At 59.2% G+C, this 15,943-nt stretch carries 17 protein-coding genes and 1 tRNA gene; 13 read left to right on the top strand and 5 right to left on the bottom strand.

Annotation, left to right across the window (positions count from 1 at the left end; genetic code table 11):
* Positions 1-173 precede the first annotated feature (173 nt).
* Together serB and ADM64_RS05050 are read left to right on the top strand one after the other, a co-directional pair.
* Complete coding sequence (serB, locus tag ADM64_RS05055; protein ID WP_049193346.1) at positions 174-1,466, top strand: phosphoserine phosphatase SerB; 1,293 nt, start codon at positions 174-176, stop codon at positions 1,464-1,466.
* Positions 1,466-2,269, top strand: coding sequence for a peptidyl-tRNA hydrolase (locus ADM64_RS05050; protein ID WP_049193344.1), 804 nt, complete (start codon positions 1,466-1,468; stop codon positions 2,267-2,269). The genes serB and ADM64_RS05050 overlap by 1 nt, the downstream gene beginning before the upstream one ends.
* On the opposite strand, the gene ADM64_RS05045 is transcribed toward ADM64_RS05050, so the two are convergent.
* The 3 genes from ADM64_RS05045 to ADM64_RS05035 all read right to left on the bottom strand — a co-directional run bounded on the left by ADM64_RS05045 (position 2,260) and on the right by ADM64_RS05035 (position 7,453).
* On the bottom strand, positions 2,260-3,843 hold the full coding sequence (locus tag ADM64_RS05045) for an AMP-binding protein (protein ID WP_042388489.1): 1,584 nt from the start codon (positions 3,841-3,843) through the stop codon (positions 2,260-2,262). The genes ADM64_RS05050 and ADM64_RS05045 overlap by 10 nt on opposite strands.
* A 182-nt stretch (positions 3,844-4,025) precedes the next feature.
* Positions 4,026-6,005 carry an ATP-dependent DNA helicase gene (locus tag ADM64_RS05040; RefSeq protein ID WP_193390811.1) on the bottom strand — a complete coding sequence of 660 codons (1,980 nt, stop codon included), beginning with the start codon at positions 6,003-6,005 and terminating at the stop codon, positions 4,026-4,028.
* A gap of 137 nt (positions 6,006-6,142) precedes the next feature.
* Positions 6,143-7,453: a nicotinate phosphoribosyltransferase gene (locus ADM64_RS05035; protein WP_016422259.1), complete on the bottom strand. Its 1,311-nt coding sequence runs from the start codon at positions 7,451-7,453 to the stop codon at positions 6,143-6,145.
* An 81-nt stretch (positions 7,454-7,534) separates the two neighbouring features.
* Here ADM64_RS05035 and clpS point away from each other — a divergent pair, with 81 nt between their 5' ends.
* The 8 genes from clpS (at position 7,535) to ADM64_RS04995 (ending at position 13,648) form a co-directional block, all read left to right on the top strand.
* Positions 7,535-7,828, top strand: a complete 294-nt coding sequence (gene clpS, locus ADM64_RS05030; protein ID WP_005511165.1) for an ATP-dependent Clp protease adapter ClpS — start codon at positions 7,535-7,537, stop codon at positions 7,826-7,828.
* A gap of 30 nt (positions 7,829-7,858) precedes the next feature.
* Entirely contained in the window at positions 7,859-8,410 is a 552-nt protein-coding gene (locus ADM64_RS05025) for a DUF2017 domain-containing protein (RefSeq protein WP_049193339.1), read from the top strand.
* 84 nt (positions 8,411-8,494) lie between these two features.
* Positions 8,495-9,598: a P1 family peptidase gene (locus tag ADM64_RS05020; protein WP_049193336.1), complete on the top strand. Its 1,104-nt coding sequence runs from the start codon at positions 8,495-8,497 to the stop codon at positions 9,596-9,598.
* 16 nt (positions 9,599-9,614) lie between these two features.
* Positions 9,615-10,289 (top strand): rhomboid family intramembrane serine protease, encoded by a 675-nt coding sequence (locus ADM64_RS05015; protein ID WP_016422263.1) that lies wholly within the window; start codon positions 9,615-9,617, stop codon positions 10,287-10,289.
* A 108-nt stretch (positions 10,290-10,397) separates the two neighbouring features.
* The gene (gene murI, locus ADM64_RS05010; RefSeq protein WP_016422264.1) at positions 10,398-11,264 is read left to right on the top strand and encodes a glutamate racemase; all 867 of its coding nucleotides are present in this window, start codon (positions 10,398-10,400) and stop codon (positions 11,262-11,264) included.
* 73 nt (positions 11,265-11,337) lie between these two features.
* Positions 11,338-12,120 (top strand): MBL fold metallo-hydrolase, encoded by a 783-nt coding sequence (locus tag ADM64_RS05005; RefSeq protein ID WP_049193335.1) that lies wholly within the window; start codon positions 11,338-11,340, stop codon positions 12,118-12,120.
* A 68-nt stretch (positions 12,121-12,188) separates the two neighbouring features.
* Complete coding sequence (gene rph / locus ADM64_RS05000) at positions 12,189-12,950, top strand: ribonuclease PH (RefSeq protein WP_049193334.1); 762 nt, start codon at positions 12,189-12,191, stop codon at positions 12,948-12,950.
* Positions 12,947-13,648: a non-canonical purine NTP pyrophosphatase gene (locus tag ADM64_RS04995; protein ID WP_016422267.1), complete on the top strand. Its 702-nt coding sequence runs from the start codon at positions 12,947-12,949 to the stop codon at positions 13,646-13,648. The genes rph and ADM64_RS04995 overlap by 4 nt, the downstream gene beginning before the upstream one ends.
* A 22-nt stretch (positions 13,649-13,670) precedes the next feature.
* Here ADM64_RS04995 and ADM64_RS04990 read toward each other — a convergent pair whose 3' ends face one another.
* Together ADM64_RS04990 and ADM64_RS04985 are read right to left on the bottom strand one after the other, a co-directional pair.
* On the bottom strand, positions 13,671-14,024 hold the full coding sequence (locus tag ADM64_RS04990; RefSeq protein WP_005511118.1) for a DUF3817 domain-containing protein: 354 nt from the start codon (positions 14,022-14,024) through the stop codon (positions 13,671-13,673).
* A gap of 33 nt (positions 14,025-14,057) precedes the next feature.
* Positions 14,058-14,453 (bottom strand): hypothetical protein, encoded by a 396-nt coding sequence (locus ADM64_RS04985; RefSeq protein WP_016422268.1) that lies wholly within the window; start codon positions 14,451-14,453, stop codon positions 14,058-14,060.
* Between the two features lie 202 nt (positions 14,454-14,655).
* On the opposite strand from ADM64_RS04985, the gene ADM64_RS04980 reads away from it, so the two are divergent.
* From ADM64_RS04980 to ADM64_RS04970, 3 genes are all read left to right on the top strand, one after another.
* Positions 14,656-14,737 (top strand) — tRNA-Leu (locus ADM64_RS04980).
* A 162-nt stretch (positions 14,738-14,899) separates the two neighbouring features.
* On the top strand, positions 14,900-15,313 hold the full coding sequence (locus ADM64_RS04975) for a hypothetical protein (protein ID WP_241486331.1): 414 nt from the start codon (positions 14,900-14,902) through the stop codon (positions 15,311-15,313).
* 182 nt (positions 15,314-15,495) lie between these two features.
* Positions 15,496-15,693, top strand: coding sequence for a hypothetical protein (locus ADM64_RS04970; RefSeq protein WP_016422270.1), 198 nt, complete (start codon positions 15,496-15,498; stop codon positions 15,691-15,693).
* The last annotated feature ends 250 nt before the right edge of the window (positions 15,694-15,943 follow it).

Genomic DNA, 15,943 nt, shown 5'->3' with positions numbered 1-15,943 from the left:
TTTCCTAGGGAAGAGGCAGTAAGAGAGCGCAGGGAGAGCAGGGGGGGGGCAGGGAGCGCCAGAAGGGCAAGAGAGCAGGGCGATGGCTAGCGCCTGTCACTGGCCACCCACTGAAGTGCGGAATCCCACTATGCGATGAGCACTCTGCCGGGGCTTCATGCGATACTGGATTGGTGAATGAACAGGTAATTATCTCTCCCAGTCAGTCTGTAGATACCGATGCTCTATCGGTTTCGTTGGCACCGGGACTAGCTCCGGTGCTTATTACCGCTGTTGGCCGAGACCGCCCGGGTGTCTCCGCAGCTTTCTTCCGCGTGCTCGCGGCCCACGGAGTTCAAATTTTGGATGTGGAACAGTCGGTGTTCCGCTCTAATCTGAGCCTCGGTGCGCTTGTTGGTGTCACAGAAGAAAAGGTCGGTGTTCTCCGTGAGGGACTCATTGAAACACTGAAGCCTCACGGCATGACTGTCAGTTTCCAGCTGGATGCCCCGATTGAGCGCAGCGATGGCTCCACCCACGCACTTGTCGTGTTGGGCAATCCGGTCAACGCTGAGGATATTTCCCGTATCGGCCGCACTCTTGCTGATTACGGTGCAAACATCGATTCCATTCGCGGTATTGCTGACTACCCAGTCACTGGCCTGGAATTGCTGGTCTCTATTCCGGACCCGAAGCCGGGTGCGGGCATTCCGCTGCGTAAGGCACTGGCCGAGCTTGCACAGGACCAGGACATTGACATCGCAATTGAACGCGCTGGTTTGCAACGCCGCTCCAAGCGCTTGATTTGTTTCGATGTGGACTCGACCTTGATTACCGGTGAGGTCATTGAGATGCTGGCCGCCCATGCTGGTCGCGAGGCGGAGGTTGCAGCGGTTACAGAGCGCGCTATGCGCGGTGAGCTGGACTTCGCCGAGTCACTGCATGAGCGAGTTAAGGCTCTGGCTGGCCTGCCGGTCAGTGTCCTAGAGGAAGTCACTAACTCCATCGAGCTGACTCCAGGCGCCCGCACCACGATCCGCACGCTGAAGCGCCTCGGTTACAAGTGTGGTGCTGTCTCCGGTGGCTTTATCCAGATCTTGGAGCCGCTGGCAAAGGATCTCGGTCTGGACTTTTACAAGGCGAATACCCTCGAGGTCGAGGACGGAAAGCTGACTGGACGCGTGGTCGGCGATGTCGTCGATAGGCAGGAGAAGGCCCGCAGCCTCAAGACGTTCGCCGCAGAGTCGGGGCTTCAGATGCATCAGACCGTTGCGGTCGGCGATGGGGCCAATGACATCGATATGTTGTCGGTCGCAGGCCTTGGTATTGCTTTCAATGCCAAGCCGGCGCTGAAGGAAATCGCTGACACGTCCGTCAACGTTCCATTCATGGACTCGATTCTGTTCATGCTGGGCATTTCCCGCGATGAAATCGACGATGCCGACCGCGAAGATGGCACCTTCCGCCGCGTGCCGTTGGAGCAGTAGTGCAACGCGAGGATCACAAGGATCCAGCTGTCACGGACGCATCATCGGTACCGGAGTGGTTCCGTATCGCCCATAATCTCCTGCCGCAACCTGATAGGGAAGACCACGGCGAGGATGTGCCGTGGGCAATGGCTATTGTGCTTGAGGTTCCGAAGAAGGAACGCCCCTCGCGCACTGCGCTGCTCCGCGCTGCCGCGATGGCTGTGGTTGCTTGTTGCCTGGACGAACGCGCAGGCGATGACACTTCTGCCTATCAACAAGGTCTGGCGTCTTGGTACGGTGCGCGCATCCGCAAGCTCACACGTCGCGCTCGCAATATCGGCTGGCAACGCGCTCAGCTTGCACCGGGTGTCACCGTGGACGTCGACGGCGCGCAAGCTCGCGCACTAGTGCCAACGCCTGTCGACGAAACCTACCCGGAGATTGCCAAACTACAAATTTCCGGCACCGATTTGCCTTACGACGACCCGGAGAACACATCTCCCGGCGCCCCGGGCGACCATGAGAGCGCTGACACCTTTGCTCCGCCAGTGATTTGGGTGGACAAAAACCTGAATATGTCCGTAGGAAAGGTGGCCGCGCAAGTTGGACACGGCTCGATGCTCTATGCGGCCAGCCTGTCGGTCGAGGACGCTTGGGCGTGGGCGCAAAGTGGTTATGCGTTAGATGTGAAAGAAGTACCGCGGGAGCAGTGGCCAGCGCCAGAGCCCCGCGCGGTTGAGGTTCAGGATGCCGGGTTTACCGAGATTGCACCCGGTTCAGTCACCGTGGCGGTGACCCCTGGGGCAGTAACTCACGACTGAGCGCGTGCTGCCTCCATGGCCTTGAGATCCTTGCGCAGAATCTTGCCCGTCGCCGACTTCGGGATTTCATCCATGAACTCGACTGCTCGCACCTTCTTGTACGGTGCGACGCGGTCGGCGACGTAGTCCATAATCTCGTCTTCAGTCACCTGCTTGCCCGCCTTGAGGACAACGTAGGCCTTAGGAATCTCCTCGCCGTCGGAGCGAACGACACCACTGCAGGCGGCATCGGCAATATCCGGGTGGCTGAGCAGCACGGACTCGAGCTCGGCCGGCGGAACCTGGTAGCCCTTGTACTTAATCAGTTCCTTGAAGCGGTCGACGATGTACACATTCCCGTGTTCGTCGAGTTCCGCAACGTCGCCGGTACGCAGCCAACCGTCGACAAGCGTCTCTGCCGTCGCCTTCGGGTTGTTGAGGTAGCCCTTCATCACCTGTGGACCATGAATCCATAGCTCACCTGCCTCCGAGCGCCCCTCGGCGGGAACCGGGATTTCCTCAAAGCTGTCGGAGTCGAGGTTGACAATCTTGTACTGAGTGTTGGGGACTGCGCGACCGATCGAGTCCAGCGGACTATCGTGGCCGATGCGGATGTGGGCTGCTGGCGAGGACTCGGTCATGCCGAAGCCCTGTGCGACCACGCAGTCAAGGCGCTTTTCCACCTGTTCCGCGAGGTCAAGTTGGAGAGAAGCGGCACCCGAGAAGATTGTCTCCAGGCTGGACAGGTCAAAGGAATCGACAGCTGGGTGCTTGGCCAGGCCCACAGCTACAGGCGGTGCGATGAACGCGAACTTCACCTTGTGCTCGGCGATGATGGACAGGAAATCGACGAGGTCGAACTTGCCCATGGTGTACTGCGTCGTGCGGCGCCACAGGCACAGATTCAGCAGCGCAGTCAGGCCGTAGATGTGGAAAAACGGCAGGATAGTGACAGCCGGGGTGTCCTCGGTCAGCGCGTTGACTGTAGCTCCACCCGCCTGAGCGACGTTGGCCACCAAGTTGCGGTGAGTGAGCTGGACGCCCTTCGGTACACCGGTGGTTCCCGAGGAAAACGGAATCACGGCAACGTCATCGGGTGATACGTCGACGTCCGGGGCTGCGTGCCCCTCGGCAAGCAGCTCGCCCATGCCGTGGAGACCCGTCAGGCCGATAATCATCTCTTCCGGCAGACCAGCAGCCTCAGCGCCGTGGGCGCCAGCCCAACCGATTGAGGAGGTCGTCAGCATCATCTTCGCGTCAGACATCCGGAGTTGGTTTTCAATGTCCTCCGCAGTTGCCAGCGATGCGACCGTCGTGCAGACAGCCCCCGCGCGTAGGACACCGTGAAGAGCGACCGCGAAGGTTGTCGAGTTGGGGCAGTGGAGAGCCACAACGTCGCCCTTCTTAATCCCACGTGCTGCCAGCGCACCCGCAAACTTCTCAATGCTGGCCTTCAGATCACCGAAGGTGACCTCGGAGCCTGAGTCAACGATTGCAAGCTTGTCCTGGTGACGTGGCTCAATTTCTCCGAAGAGGAACTCAAAGAGTGAGGTCTCCGGGATGTCGATGTCGGGGAGGTTGCTGGAAAGGGGCATGCAGGAAATCGCCTTTCTAATCTCGTGCACGGCTGCCAAGTGTCCTGCTTCATTAGCTCGGGCACTGTAGCAGTGCTGTGTTTCACATCACAATAATGTATTGGATAGAAAAGCGTGGGATTTTTTCCAGAAACTATGCCTAATCCAGCGTCACCTCGTGAGCCCAGACAGCCCCCTCTGAATCAGCTTTGGGTCAGCCGCTGCAACGCTCCAGCCGCAATATCCAGGTTGGTCGTCCGCCAGAAGTCAGGCATCGACGCGGCGATCCAGGAACCATAGCGTGCAGTAGCCAACCGTGAATCCAGTACCGCAACAACCCCGCGGTCATCGACTTGGCGTAGCAGACGACCAGAACCCTGCGCCATCAGCAGCGCTGCATGTGTCGCTGAGACCTCCATAAAACCGTTTCGGCCAGCGGCATTAGCCGCATCGGAGCGCGCGGACAAAAGCGGGTCGTCGGGGCGGGGGAACGGGATGCGATCGATGATGACACACGATAGCGATGGGCCAGGAACATCGACGCCTTGCCACAGCGTCAGCGTGCCAAACAAGCATGTCTGCGGATTAGCTGCGAAGCGATCAACCAGAGCACCGATAGAGTCATCGCCTTGGCACAGCACGTCGTAAGGCAGGCGCTTGCGCATTTCCTCCGCCGCTGCCTCGGCGCCTCGGCGAGAAGAAAACAGCCCGAGCGTTCGCCCACCAGCGGCGCGGATGAGGCGCTCCATGATCGCGAACTGCTCTGGTGTGGCGCCGTCGCGTCCAGGTCGTGGCAGGTCGCGTGCGACGTAGAGGATGCCAGATTTCTGCGGGTCAAAGGGCGTGCCGACGTCCAAGCCATCCCACCCACCGGAGGGAAGCCCCCAAGCGGCGGCCATGGCATCGAACTTGCCGCCAAGAGCAAGTGTTGCTGAGGTCAAAACGACGGTGGATTCGCCGAAGAGGCGTTCGCGAAGCAGTGCTGCGATGGACAGGGGAGCGACATAAACTGTCTTGTTCTCGCCAAGCCATACGACATCGTCGCTACTGAACTCTAGAATTCGCACGACTGTGTCGTGCATATTCTCCACGGCAGCGCGGACGGTCTGGCGCTCAGTGTTGTCAGAGTCAGAACCCGAACCACCGGAGCCCGACCCGCCAGAGCTGCCTGAACTAGAGGTACCTAGCGTGGTCTGTAGTTGCCACAGGCTATCGCGGAGCGAAGCTAGCGCCGCTCCAAGCTCACCGGGAATTTCTTCGAGTGCGCCGCTGTAGGCGTCGGCAAGCAATGCGACGGTCTCGCCGAGTAAATCCGTGGCATCGGTGACATCATCCACCTGCTCTGCGGCGCCGAATTTGCGGGCGCGCCGGGCCATCATGGTGATACCGGCAGGGGAGAGCTCGTCGGTGGCAACAGAGGTGATTCGACCGTCGAGCTCGTGAGCCTCGTCAATGACAACGCAGTCGTGCTGCGGCAAAATCATGGCGTCGGAGAGCGCATCGATGGCCAACAGTGCGTGATTGGTGACAACGATGTCGACGTTGGAGGCCTCGCGGCGGGCTTGTTCGGCGAAACACTCCTCGCCGAAAGGGCAGGAAATGGCACCGACGCATTCGCGAGCCGTGACGGAGACCTGCCGCCAGGCTTCGTTGGAAACGCCCTTGTCCAGGCTGTCGCGGTCGCCGGTGTCGGTGTCATTGGCCCACTCGCGTAGCCGCATGACCTCGGCAGCGGTTCGGCTGAGCTGCGCTTCGCTGAGTAGAGCAGTGGGGCCGCCCATAGCGGTCGGCTCGGATTCATCACCGTCCATGACGGGATCTTTGATGACATTTCCGACCTTGGACTTGCACAGGTAGTTCGAGCGGCCCTTGAGGATTGCGAAGGTTGGCGTACGGGACAAGTGTGGCTCTAGCGAACTGACTAGCCGCGGCAAGTCGCGTTCGACCAGCTGGCGTTGCAGCGCAATGGTCGCCGTGGAAACGATTACAGACTCGTCGGACTCCATTGCTTGCACAATGGCAGGCACCAGGTAGGCCAGCGACTTACCCGTACCGGTACCTGCCTGTACCGCTAGGTGCCGCTCGCGCGCAAAGGCGGAGGCCACCGACCGGGACATTTTGACCTGATTCGGTCGAGTCGTTCCGCCGAGTTCCTTCACTGCCGCATCGAGAAGAGCTTCGATGCTATCCGCGTTATGGACGCTGGCTCTCGGTGAAGCTAGCTCGTCAACATCGTCAACATCGTCAAAGTCCTCAAAGTCGTCCGATAGCTCAGCAAAATTTGCGTGCTCGGTACTGTCCGACACAGTTCCCCCGCCGCCTAAACGCCGTGAAAACGGACGGACAGTACCGGCTCGTCACGGGAAAGTGCGAGCCCCTCCCAAGGGAGGCTGACCAGCGCCTTAACCAAGTGATCGCGGGACTCCTCCAAGGTCGGTAGACCATCGACGACCTCGCCATCGCGCATCATCGGAATGGTCAGATCGCGGTAGTGCAGGTTGCCCACATCCGGGATTTCCGAGCCGAGCGGGAAAGCGATTTCCTCTACGGCGGTACCGGAACGGCGACAGGTACGAATCGCCGCCTTCACGCCACCATGGCTCCGCTTATCCAGAGAACGCTTGGCGACGGGCACCCCATCAACTTCGACCATCTTGTAGACCAGGCCCGCAGTCGGTGCGCCGGAGCCAGTGACTACAGAGGTGCCCACGCCGTAGACATCGACCGGCTCTGCCCTCAGCGCCGCAATGGCGAACTCGTCGAGGTCAGAGGACACTACGATGTTGGTGTTGTGCGCCCCCAGCGAGTCGAGCTGCTGACGCACCTGGCGAGCGAGAACTCCGAGGTCGCCGGAGTCAATACGTACACCGCCGAGTTCCGGACCCGCGACCTCAATAGCCGTATTGACGCCCTCGGTGATGTCGTAGGTATCCACCAACAAAGTGGTGTCGGTTCCCAGTGTGTCAATCTGAGCCTTGAAGGCCGCAGCCTCGTTCGTCGTGCCATCTGGGTTGGTGTGCAACAGAGTCCACGCGTGCGCAGCGGTACCGGAGGCTGGGATGTTGTACCGTGCCGCTGCCTCCAAGTTGGAGGTGGCGCTAAAACCTGCCAGGTAAGCGGCGCGGGCAGCAGTCACAGCTGCTTCTTCATGAGTGCGACGCGAACCCATTTCAATAATCGGGCGCCCACCGGCAGCCGTGACCATTCGGGTTGCTGCCGAGGCGATGGCGGAGTCTGCATTGAGAATGGAGAGAATAACAGTCTCCAAAATGACGCACTCGGCGAAAGTGCCTCGCACCGTCAAAATGGGCGAGGCGGGGAAGTAGAGCTCTCCCTCGCGGTAGCCGTCGACTTGGCCACTGAAGGAATAGTTACGCAGGTAATCCAGCGTCCTGTCATCGAGGAAGTCCAGCGAAGCCAGCTGTTCCTCGGTGAAGCGGAAGTTGCGGATAGCATCCAACACACGCGCTGTACCAGCGACAACGCCATAGCGGCGCTCATTCGGTAGACGACGGCCAAACACCTCGAAGGCGACCTGGCGCTCGCCGGATCCGTCGGCAAGCGATGCCTGCAGCATCGTCAGCTCGTACTTATCGGTGAGAAGGGCGGTGGAGGAATGCTTATCAATCACGGTCAATAGTCTAGTCGGCTGAAGCGGGCCGGGGCAGTCGGTTCCGGCGAGCGCGCGCCACTCCGTACTATCCTGGTGCCTATGAGCATGCCAGCAGCAACACCGATGCCCACTATGGATGCCGATGTCGTGACGGAATCGAACCGACCCTGGCAGTGCATTGTGTGGGATGACCAGGTTAATTCGATGAGTTATGTCACCTACGTGTTTCAGATGCTCTTCGGCATGGACCGAAAGAAGGCGCACGCGCTGATGATGACGGTTCACACGGAGGGCAAGGCAATCGTGTCTTCCGGTGAGCGTGACAAGGTGGAGGCCGATGTGAAGAAGCTCCACAAGGCAGGCTTGTGGGCAACAATGGAGCAGGCTGACTAAGCCGATATTCGACAGCGGGAGAGAATTTACATGCGTCCTTGGAAGCGCAAGCGATCCCTTCTCGGCGGTGGCGTCAAGTACGTCACGGCTTTTGAAGGCGCGGAGCGGGATTTGCTGCTGAATCTGGCTGCTACTGTGGCGGACTCGCTGATGGAGCGAGCCCGGTCGGCGCCGAAGGATGAGCTCGCGGAAATGACGGGAATGCCTGTCGGGCACTCCGAGGCCCCATCCGATCCGAAGCTTGCGCGACTGTTGCCGGACTTCACCAAGCCGGGTGAGGAGAGCGTGGAGGGGGAAAACGCCCTCATGCGCCAGCTGCATGAATCGGAGATTGTAGAGAGCAAGCTCCATTCCCTGCGTGCGATTATCGACGCCCTGGAGCCCGCCGAGTCGGGGCAGGTATCCATTTCGGAAAGTGATGCCCATGCCTGGGTGGCGGGTATCAATGACCTACGTATTTACCTGCATGTTTCCATGGAGAACCTCAATGGCTCCATCGAACAGATTGAGCAGACCGACGCGATGTACCAGTGGCTGTCCTACAACCAAGAGTCACTGTTGGACCAGTTCATGGGTGAGTAGCGAATCCGAGCAAAACCCCGAAAGATGCAGTAATCAACTGAGGCTAGCTGCCATGAACTGTGGTGAAAGGTGCCGTGGTCGACAATGAATTCTGAGATCTTCGCAATCAGCCCCACCGACATTCGACACCAAGCCAGCAGTGCTGCGCTGGGCACGAGCATCGACATCGGCGCAGGCTGTCTCGACTCCATCGACGGCATCTCCATCGGCCATGCTGCTGAGGGGGATACCGGAGTCACCGTCATCGCCGCTCCAGGCGGCGCTGTCGGCGCTGTCGATGTCCGCGGCGGCGGTCCGGGCACCCGCGAGACCGACCTGCTCGCACCGGAGAATACCGTCGAACGCGCCCACGCTGTCGTTTTGGCTGGCGGCTCCGCGTACGGCCTCGCAGCTGCCGACGGAGTTATGCGCGAACTGCGCGACCGCGGCATTGGCTTTGAGGTCACCCCAACTCGTCCGGATATCCTCGTGCCCATCGTTCCCGGTGCTGTCATCTTCGACTTGCTGTTGGGGGAGCCGACGCTGCCCACCGCTGCACTCGGGCGCGAGGCGTTGTCGCACGCGCTTGACGACGTCCCGGAGGGCACTCCCTCCGGCACAATAGGTGCCGGTGTTGGCGCTATGGCCGGGGCAATCAAGGGTGGTTTTGGACAAGCCCGTGTGACCTCCGCCGATGGTAAGTACTTTGTGGCTGCCGCAATGGTGGTCAACTCCTTTGGTGCGGTCATTGACCCGGAGGGACACCTTTACGGAATGCCCGCGGCTGCCGGTGCCAGCAAGGAGGCATTGGCCCAGCTGGACCAGGTTTTCGTCGGTAGGACCAAGATTCTCGCCGATGAGGCTGGACACGGGGAATCGTCGGCAAGCACGCGAAACACAACGATTGGCACATTGATAACCAATGCGCCGGTGACAACTGCGCAGTTGAAGCGGTTGGCGATGTGCGGTCATGATGGGCTGGCACGAGCGATTCGGCCGGCCCATGCGCCGATGGACGGTGACACGCTGTTTGCCCTCAGCTCGGCCGATGCGGCGGATAGCGGAAACGCTGAACCCGTGGGCTCGGATGTGGTGGCCCTGTTGGCTGCGATGGCGGCCGATGCGGTGCAGATGGCTATTGTCGATGCCGTGATGAGTGCAACGGGACGCGCGGGAGTGGCCGCGCTGTCAGAGATGCTGGATAAGTAGTGAGGGAAGTGCGCCAATGAATCCGCAATGGAGCTCGGGACAACAGCAGAATTACCAGAACTATGCGCAGTACCCGATGGGCGGTCCCGTGCAGACGCGGCGGAATAATCAGATTGTTCCACAGGATCGCGACGGCGGGCTCGGGGCGGCCATCAGTACGGCTATTGGGTACCTGGCACTTATCTGGACGGTCTTTCTTGTCAACGAATTCATCTTTGGTGGGGCGCTGAACAACTTCGGTGTGCGCCCACGCGAAACCTCGACGCTGTGGGGAATTTTGACCGCACCGCTGCTGCACGCAGATTACGGGCACATTGTGGCGAACTCTCTGCCCGGGGCGTTGTTCGCCGGTTTGATTGCAATGTCGTCGAAGCGGCTATTTTGGCAGGTCACACTCTTGATTACGGTCGTTGGTGGCGGTCTGACCTGGCTGGTCGGCGGTGTAAATACCGTCCACATCGGTGCGTCCGGCCTGATTTACGGCTGGCTGGCGTTTTTGGTCGTACGCGGTTTCGTGAATCGTCGGGTGATGCAGATTATTTTGGGCGTGATTCTGGCATCGATGTATTCGGGTCTTATCTGGGGAGTGCTGCCAACACAGATGGCTGTTAGTTGGCAGATGCACCTCTTCGGTGGGCTTGCGGGCATCTGGGCTGCGGTGATGTTTAAGCGCGGTCGTGCACGTGGCTAAGAGTGCACGTCGCTAAGAGCCCGAGGTACGTGGCATCAGCTCCTGACGAAATCGGCCTAGAATAGGAGCTTCGGTGTTTGACCAACGATATGAGGAGTCCAGATAGCGGTGGGAGCAGGAGCAGAAACTCAGGCAGTCAATCAGCTGACAGCGCAGGATAGTGGCTTCCCCGACCGAACAGCGCCGATTGGCATCTTTGACTCCGGCGTCGGTGGGCTGACAGTGGCACGTGCCATCATGGATCAGCTGCCGCACGAGTCGATTATGTACATCGGCGATACTGCCAACGGCCCTTACGGGCCGCTGCGCATCGCCGAGGTTCGTCAGCACGCTGAAGCGATTGCCGATGAACTGGTTGCACGCGGCTGCAAGATGATTGTCATTGCCTGCAACACGGCTTCGGCCGCATTTTTGCGTGATGCCCGCGAGCGCTACCCAGTCCCAGTAGTCGAGGTCATTCTGCCCGCTGTGCGCCGTGCGGTCTCGACCACCAGGAACGGAAAAGTCGGCGTAATCGGTACCGCCGCCACAATTCGCTCCCGTGCCTACCAAGATCTCTTTGATGCAGTGCCCGGCGTGGATGTCTCCGCGGTCGACTGCCCGCGATTCGTGGACTTTGTCGAGCGAGGAATTACCTCCGGTCGCCAGATTCTGGGACTTGCAGAGGGCTACCTCGCGCCATTGCAGGCCGATGGTGTGGACACCCTCGTGCTGGGCTGCACCCACTATCCGCTGCTGTCTGGTGTGATTCAGCTGGCTATGGGGGAGGACGTCGCCCTAGTGTCGTCGGCGGAGGAGACGTCGAAGGATGTTCTGCGCATCCTCACAAAGACCGACATGCTCGCTGACCCGGAGAGTAATCCGAACCCTGTGCGCACATTCGAATCCACTGGAGATCCGCAAGTTTTTGCATCCCTGGCAAAGCGCTTCCTTGGGCCGGGTATTAGCCAGGTCACTATGCATTCCCAAATGTGACCTTTCTTATTAAATCCAGACACTCCATTGGTTTTTTGCTCGTTTTTGATCAATTACATGGCAAGCTTGAAGTATGCGATTGAAGGTTCTGGGATGTACAGGCAGCATGGGTGGCCCATCGGCGCCAGCATCTGGCTACCTCATTGAGCTGGATAACGGTCGAACCTTTGTCATTGATTTGGGTCCCGGTGTCCTCGCCGAATTGCAGAAGATCTCTGATCCTGCAGCTTGTGATTTGTTACTAACTCATGTGCACCCAGACCACACTGCAGACATTCCAGGGCTGCTCGTCTGGCGTCGCTTCCACCCGACAGCCCCGGCGAGTTCCCGGAATCTCCTGGTTGGCCCCGGAGACATTCACGACCGGATAGGCACCATGTGCAAAGCACTGGGAAGTGAAGAAGATGCCAACCTGGAAGACACTTTTGATCAGGTTGTGAGTAACCCCGGTGAGCCACTGTTAGTCGGTGGGGACGAAGCGGACGGAGGCGCCGTCGTCACGCCGTATAACATGGTCCACCCGGTGCCAGCTGTTGGATATCGCATTGAAGCAGATGGTCTGACCATTGCGTACACCGGAGATACTGCGTGGACCGATGAATTGGTGGAGCTGGCGCGGGATGCGGATATCTTCATCTGCGAAGCCACATGGTGCAGCAACGAAGAGGGCACCCCACCGGACATGCACCTGACAGGCTTTGAGGCCGGAAAGGCAGCGACGCTGGCGGGGGTTAAGAAGCTGGTGCTGACTCACATTCCGCCATACGCCGACGGTGAAGAAGCACTACGTGCTGCGAAGAGTACCTTTGCCGGTGACGTTGAATTGGCCTACCTGGGCATGGAGCTAGGCGGCTAGTCACAGCGACTATCGGGTTTCCGTACAGCTGTCGCACCGCTTCCGCGCCGGGCGGTAGGGTAGTTGGCATGACTACAGCTAATTCCGATTTTCGCCGTGCCGATGGACGCGCGGTTGATGAAATGCGCAAGGTGACCATCACTCGCGGCTTCACCGACAATCCGGCCGGTTCTGTGCTGGTTACTTTCGGTAATACGCGTGTAATGTGCACCGCTTCCGTCGAACAGTCGGTGCCACGATTCAAGCGTGACTCCGGCGAGGGCTGGTTGACCGCTGAGTACTCCATGCTGCCGGCCTCTACCCACGAGCGCATGCCCCGCGAGTCAATGCGCGGCAAGGTCAAGGGTCGCACTCACGAGATTTCCCGTCTGATCGGTCGCTCCTTGCGAGCTGCTATCGACTTGAAGGAACTCGGTGAGAACACCATCAACATCGACTGTGATGTTCTGCAGGCGGATGGTGGTACCCGAACCGCTTCCATCACCGGTGCGTACGTCGCGCTGGCTGATGCCCTGACCTACCTGCATGCAGCGGGTGCAGTTCCGGGCACCCCGCTGAAGGCACCAGTCGCAGCTGTTTCGGTTGGCATTATTGATGGCCGTGTCTGCCTGGATCTGCCTTACGAGGAGGACTCTCGCGCTGAGGTCGACCTCAACGTGGTGATGACCGCAGAGGGTAAGTTCGTCGAAATCCAGGGCACTGGCGAGGAAGGCACCTTTGACCGAGGTCAGCTGAATGACATGCTCGACTCGGCGGAAAAGGGTCTGCGTGAGCTCGTTGCCCTGCAGCAGGAAGTTCTGCGTGCGCCGTACCCGGGTGAGCTGCCGTGAAGCTCCTCGTCGCTACCCGAAATTCTAAAAAACTAGTCGAGCTCGACCGCATCCTGCGTGCGGCGGGTATTGATTCGGTGGAACTTCTTTCGCTTAGCGACGTCCCGGAGTACCCAGAGCGCCCCGAAACCGGTCGCACTTTTGCGGACAACGCCTACATCAAGGCTTTCGATGGTGCGACACACACCGGCTACGCGTGCTTGGCAGACGATTCGGGGCTCAGCGTCGATGAGCTAAACGGCATGCCGGGTGTGCTCTCGGCGCGCTGGTCCGGCACTCACGGCGACGATGTCGCTAACTACGAGCTGCTGCTCGCCCAGATGGGGGACTGCCCAGATGAGCGTCGTACGGCGTCCTTCCGTACCGCCTGCGCGTTGGTCGTCCCCGGTGTCAAGGAGGTGCCGTCCGCGCTTGCCGACGGCGGTTTCCCAGCCGTCCTCGATGAAGCCGGTAATCTGCTGCTGGTTGTAGAGGGCCGCTGGCCTGGCGCCATTCTGCGCGAGCCTGTTGGGGACAATGGGTTCGGCTACGATCCGGTGTTCGCGCCCGCAGTTGGGGAGGGCAACGAAGCTGAGGGGGCCTTGTCTGCGGCACAAATGAGCGCCGAAGACAAGGACGCTTTTAGCCACAGGGGGCGTGCACTGCGTGCCTTGACTCCGGCGCTGAAAATTCTGGCTGAGGTTGAGGCTAAGGGGTAGCCCTCGGGCTGCCGAGAGCCCGCTACTTCAGCTGGAAAGCGGTCTCGACTTCCTCACGACGCTTCTTCTCGACGAAGAAGGAGAGGAACGGGACCACGCCACCGAGCGCGGTGATAATCCACTTTGCTGGTTCCCAGCGGGCCTTGGTACCCAGGTTTACGGTGGCAATGAGGAATGCCATGTAGCCGAAGCCGTGAATCTGGGCGGTGTAGAAGAACCACCGCGGCGCGTCGGCGGAGTTGTCGAGGATGAGGTACTTGTAAATCATCTCGGCACACAGCAAGAGCAGCATCACACCCGTGAAGTAGGCGGTGACGGAGAAGTACGTCAGTGCCTTCCTTACGCGCTCTTGACGATCTGGATTGATGTTGGTCACTAAAAGTCCTTTTCTCGAATAAGCAGTTATCGCCTAGGCGTTGGTGCCAGAATCCGTCGATTGTGTCTCATCCACACGCTGCACCTTTCGCGAGCCATCTGGGTTGGTCGGCAGGAATTCGTCTGGAATTTCCGTCATGACATCGTCTTTAGCCTCAAATGCGGCCTCGCTATTGCCGCTCAGGCGTTCGCGTTCGTACTCCATGTATTTGCGGTAGGCCCAAATAAAGAACAGGCCGAAAGCTGGCCACTGCAGTGCGTAGCCCAGGTTTTGGAATGAGCTGGTTGTGTTCCACCTGCTGAGCTGCCAGTAGGCGAGTGCAAGAGTGGCGCCGACTGCAAGAGCCAAGAAGATTAGTTGCACCACGCGGGTACGAGTGGGAATCTTCGCTGGCTTGTCAGTGGTATTGGAATGCTGTGAAGTGGACACATAACCACCATAGCTAGTCCGTGACCTGCCAAGCTAGCGCGCTCGCTGGATAGGCAGGGGATGGGACATTAGGAAATCTGCGGCAAACCCGTTAAAGTGTGTACAGTCCAAATGAGCTGTGAAAGTTCGTTGTGCCTGTAGGTGGCTAATAGGTAGTCCATGCTTACGGGGACTGTACGTAACTGTCACGGATTCGCGACGGGCGCCTGTGGCGGAATTGGCAGACGCGCTGGATTTAGGTTCCAGTGCCTTAGGGCGTGGGAGTTCAAGTCTCCCCAGGCGCACACATAAATACCCCGTGACTATGCAGGTCACGGGGTGTTTTCGTTCTCCAGCCCGCCAGATTTTTCGCCCTCATTACGCTGCGTGCCCAAAATCTGCCCCATTTCCCGCCCGAAGCTATTCCAAGGTCGCTAATCTCCCGTGCACGGTGTAGAACCATGACTATGAAAATTGTTGTCTGCGTCGTTTATCCCCGCTATCCGGATAACACTGAACCTCTCGGCGGGTTCGTCGAGTCCGAGGAGACCGCCCGCAAGATAGACGACTGGTGGCGTGCACAACCTGGCGACATGATTGGTACCTGGGAAGATTTCGAGGTCGAGGTCGAAAGCCGCGACCAGATTCTCTACGGGGTATTTAGTGGTACGCCCACTCTTGAAATCACCGATAGCAATTTCTGGGACCCCATCTGTCACGGGGTGTACACCGACCGCAAGGTGGCTGAACACGCGGCAAAACCCAAGACAATGTGGGAGGCCAACAACTGCCCGCCAAAGTTCGTGCTCCCCTTCCGTCTGGGCTGGAAATTTGACCGGTATTTCCCCGATGGAAAACCCTGGCCGCCAGACCAGTTGTAGACCTGCGACAGTCCTGCCTCTTTTAGCGGGAACGCAAGACGGGGCAGTCGCACAGCGCGCGTGAGTGCCATTCTGGGAAACCTTTGTTCGCTCATTCCACTGCGTAGGGCAATCGAATCTGTCGATACAATGACGCTGATCGAATCGTATCTTGAATCGTAAGGTGGAAGCAGGGAGGCAACATGAGCATCTCGATGCATCTGGATGAGTACATGGCGCGTCGTGGCATAGTTCCCGACGACACTGTGGTCAACGATGATCCCTGCGCAATCTTCGACGGCAAGGTCGAGCGCGATGGTAAGTCGCAGCAGGATCTTGAAGAGTCAGAGCGGCGCTTAGAAGAAGCGGAGTCCACAATTCTGGATATGCTAGGCGATTAATCGAGGAAAGATTGAGCGTTCTCGGCGCCCATTGACACGCATTCCGGGTGTGATGTTCATCACCGATTGGGCATAAATTGGCTCGGTCTTCCGCGTTTTATTTTCCACCGCCGGCGCTGCCAGGGTGGTGAAGCGCAAGCAACTTTTCGACAGGGGAACACTGTTTCCTACCTGCGAAGTTCTTGCGCTTTCGAAGCGTTGTACTCGCTGATTTCGCAGCCGTGTTCAGCCTCTCGTTTTGGGGCTGCAA

The sequence above is a fragment of the Corynebacterium sp. 401_CJEI genome, from assembly GCF_001076435.1.
Lineage (GTDB): Bacteria > Actinomycetota > Actinomycetes > Mycobacteriales > Mycobacteriaceae > Corynebacterium > Corynebacterium jeikeium_D.
This window is presented reverse-complemented; position numbering and strand designations above follow the sequence as displayed.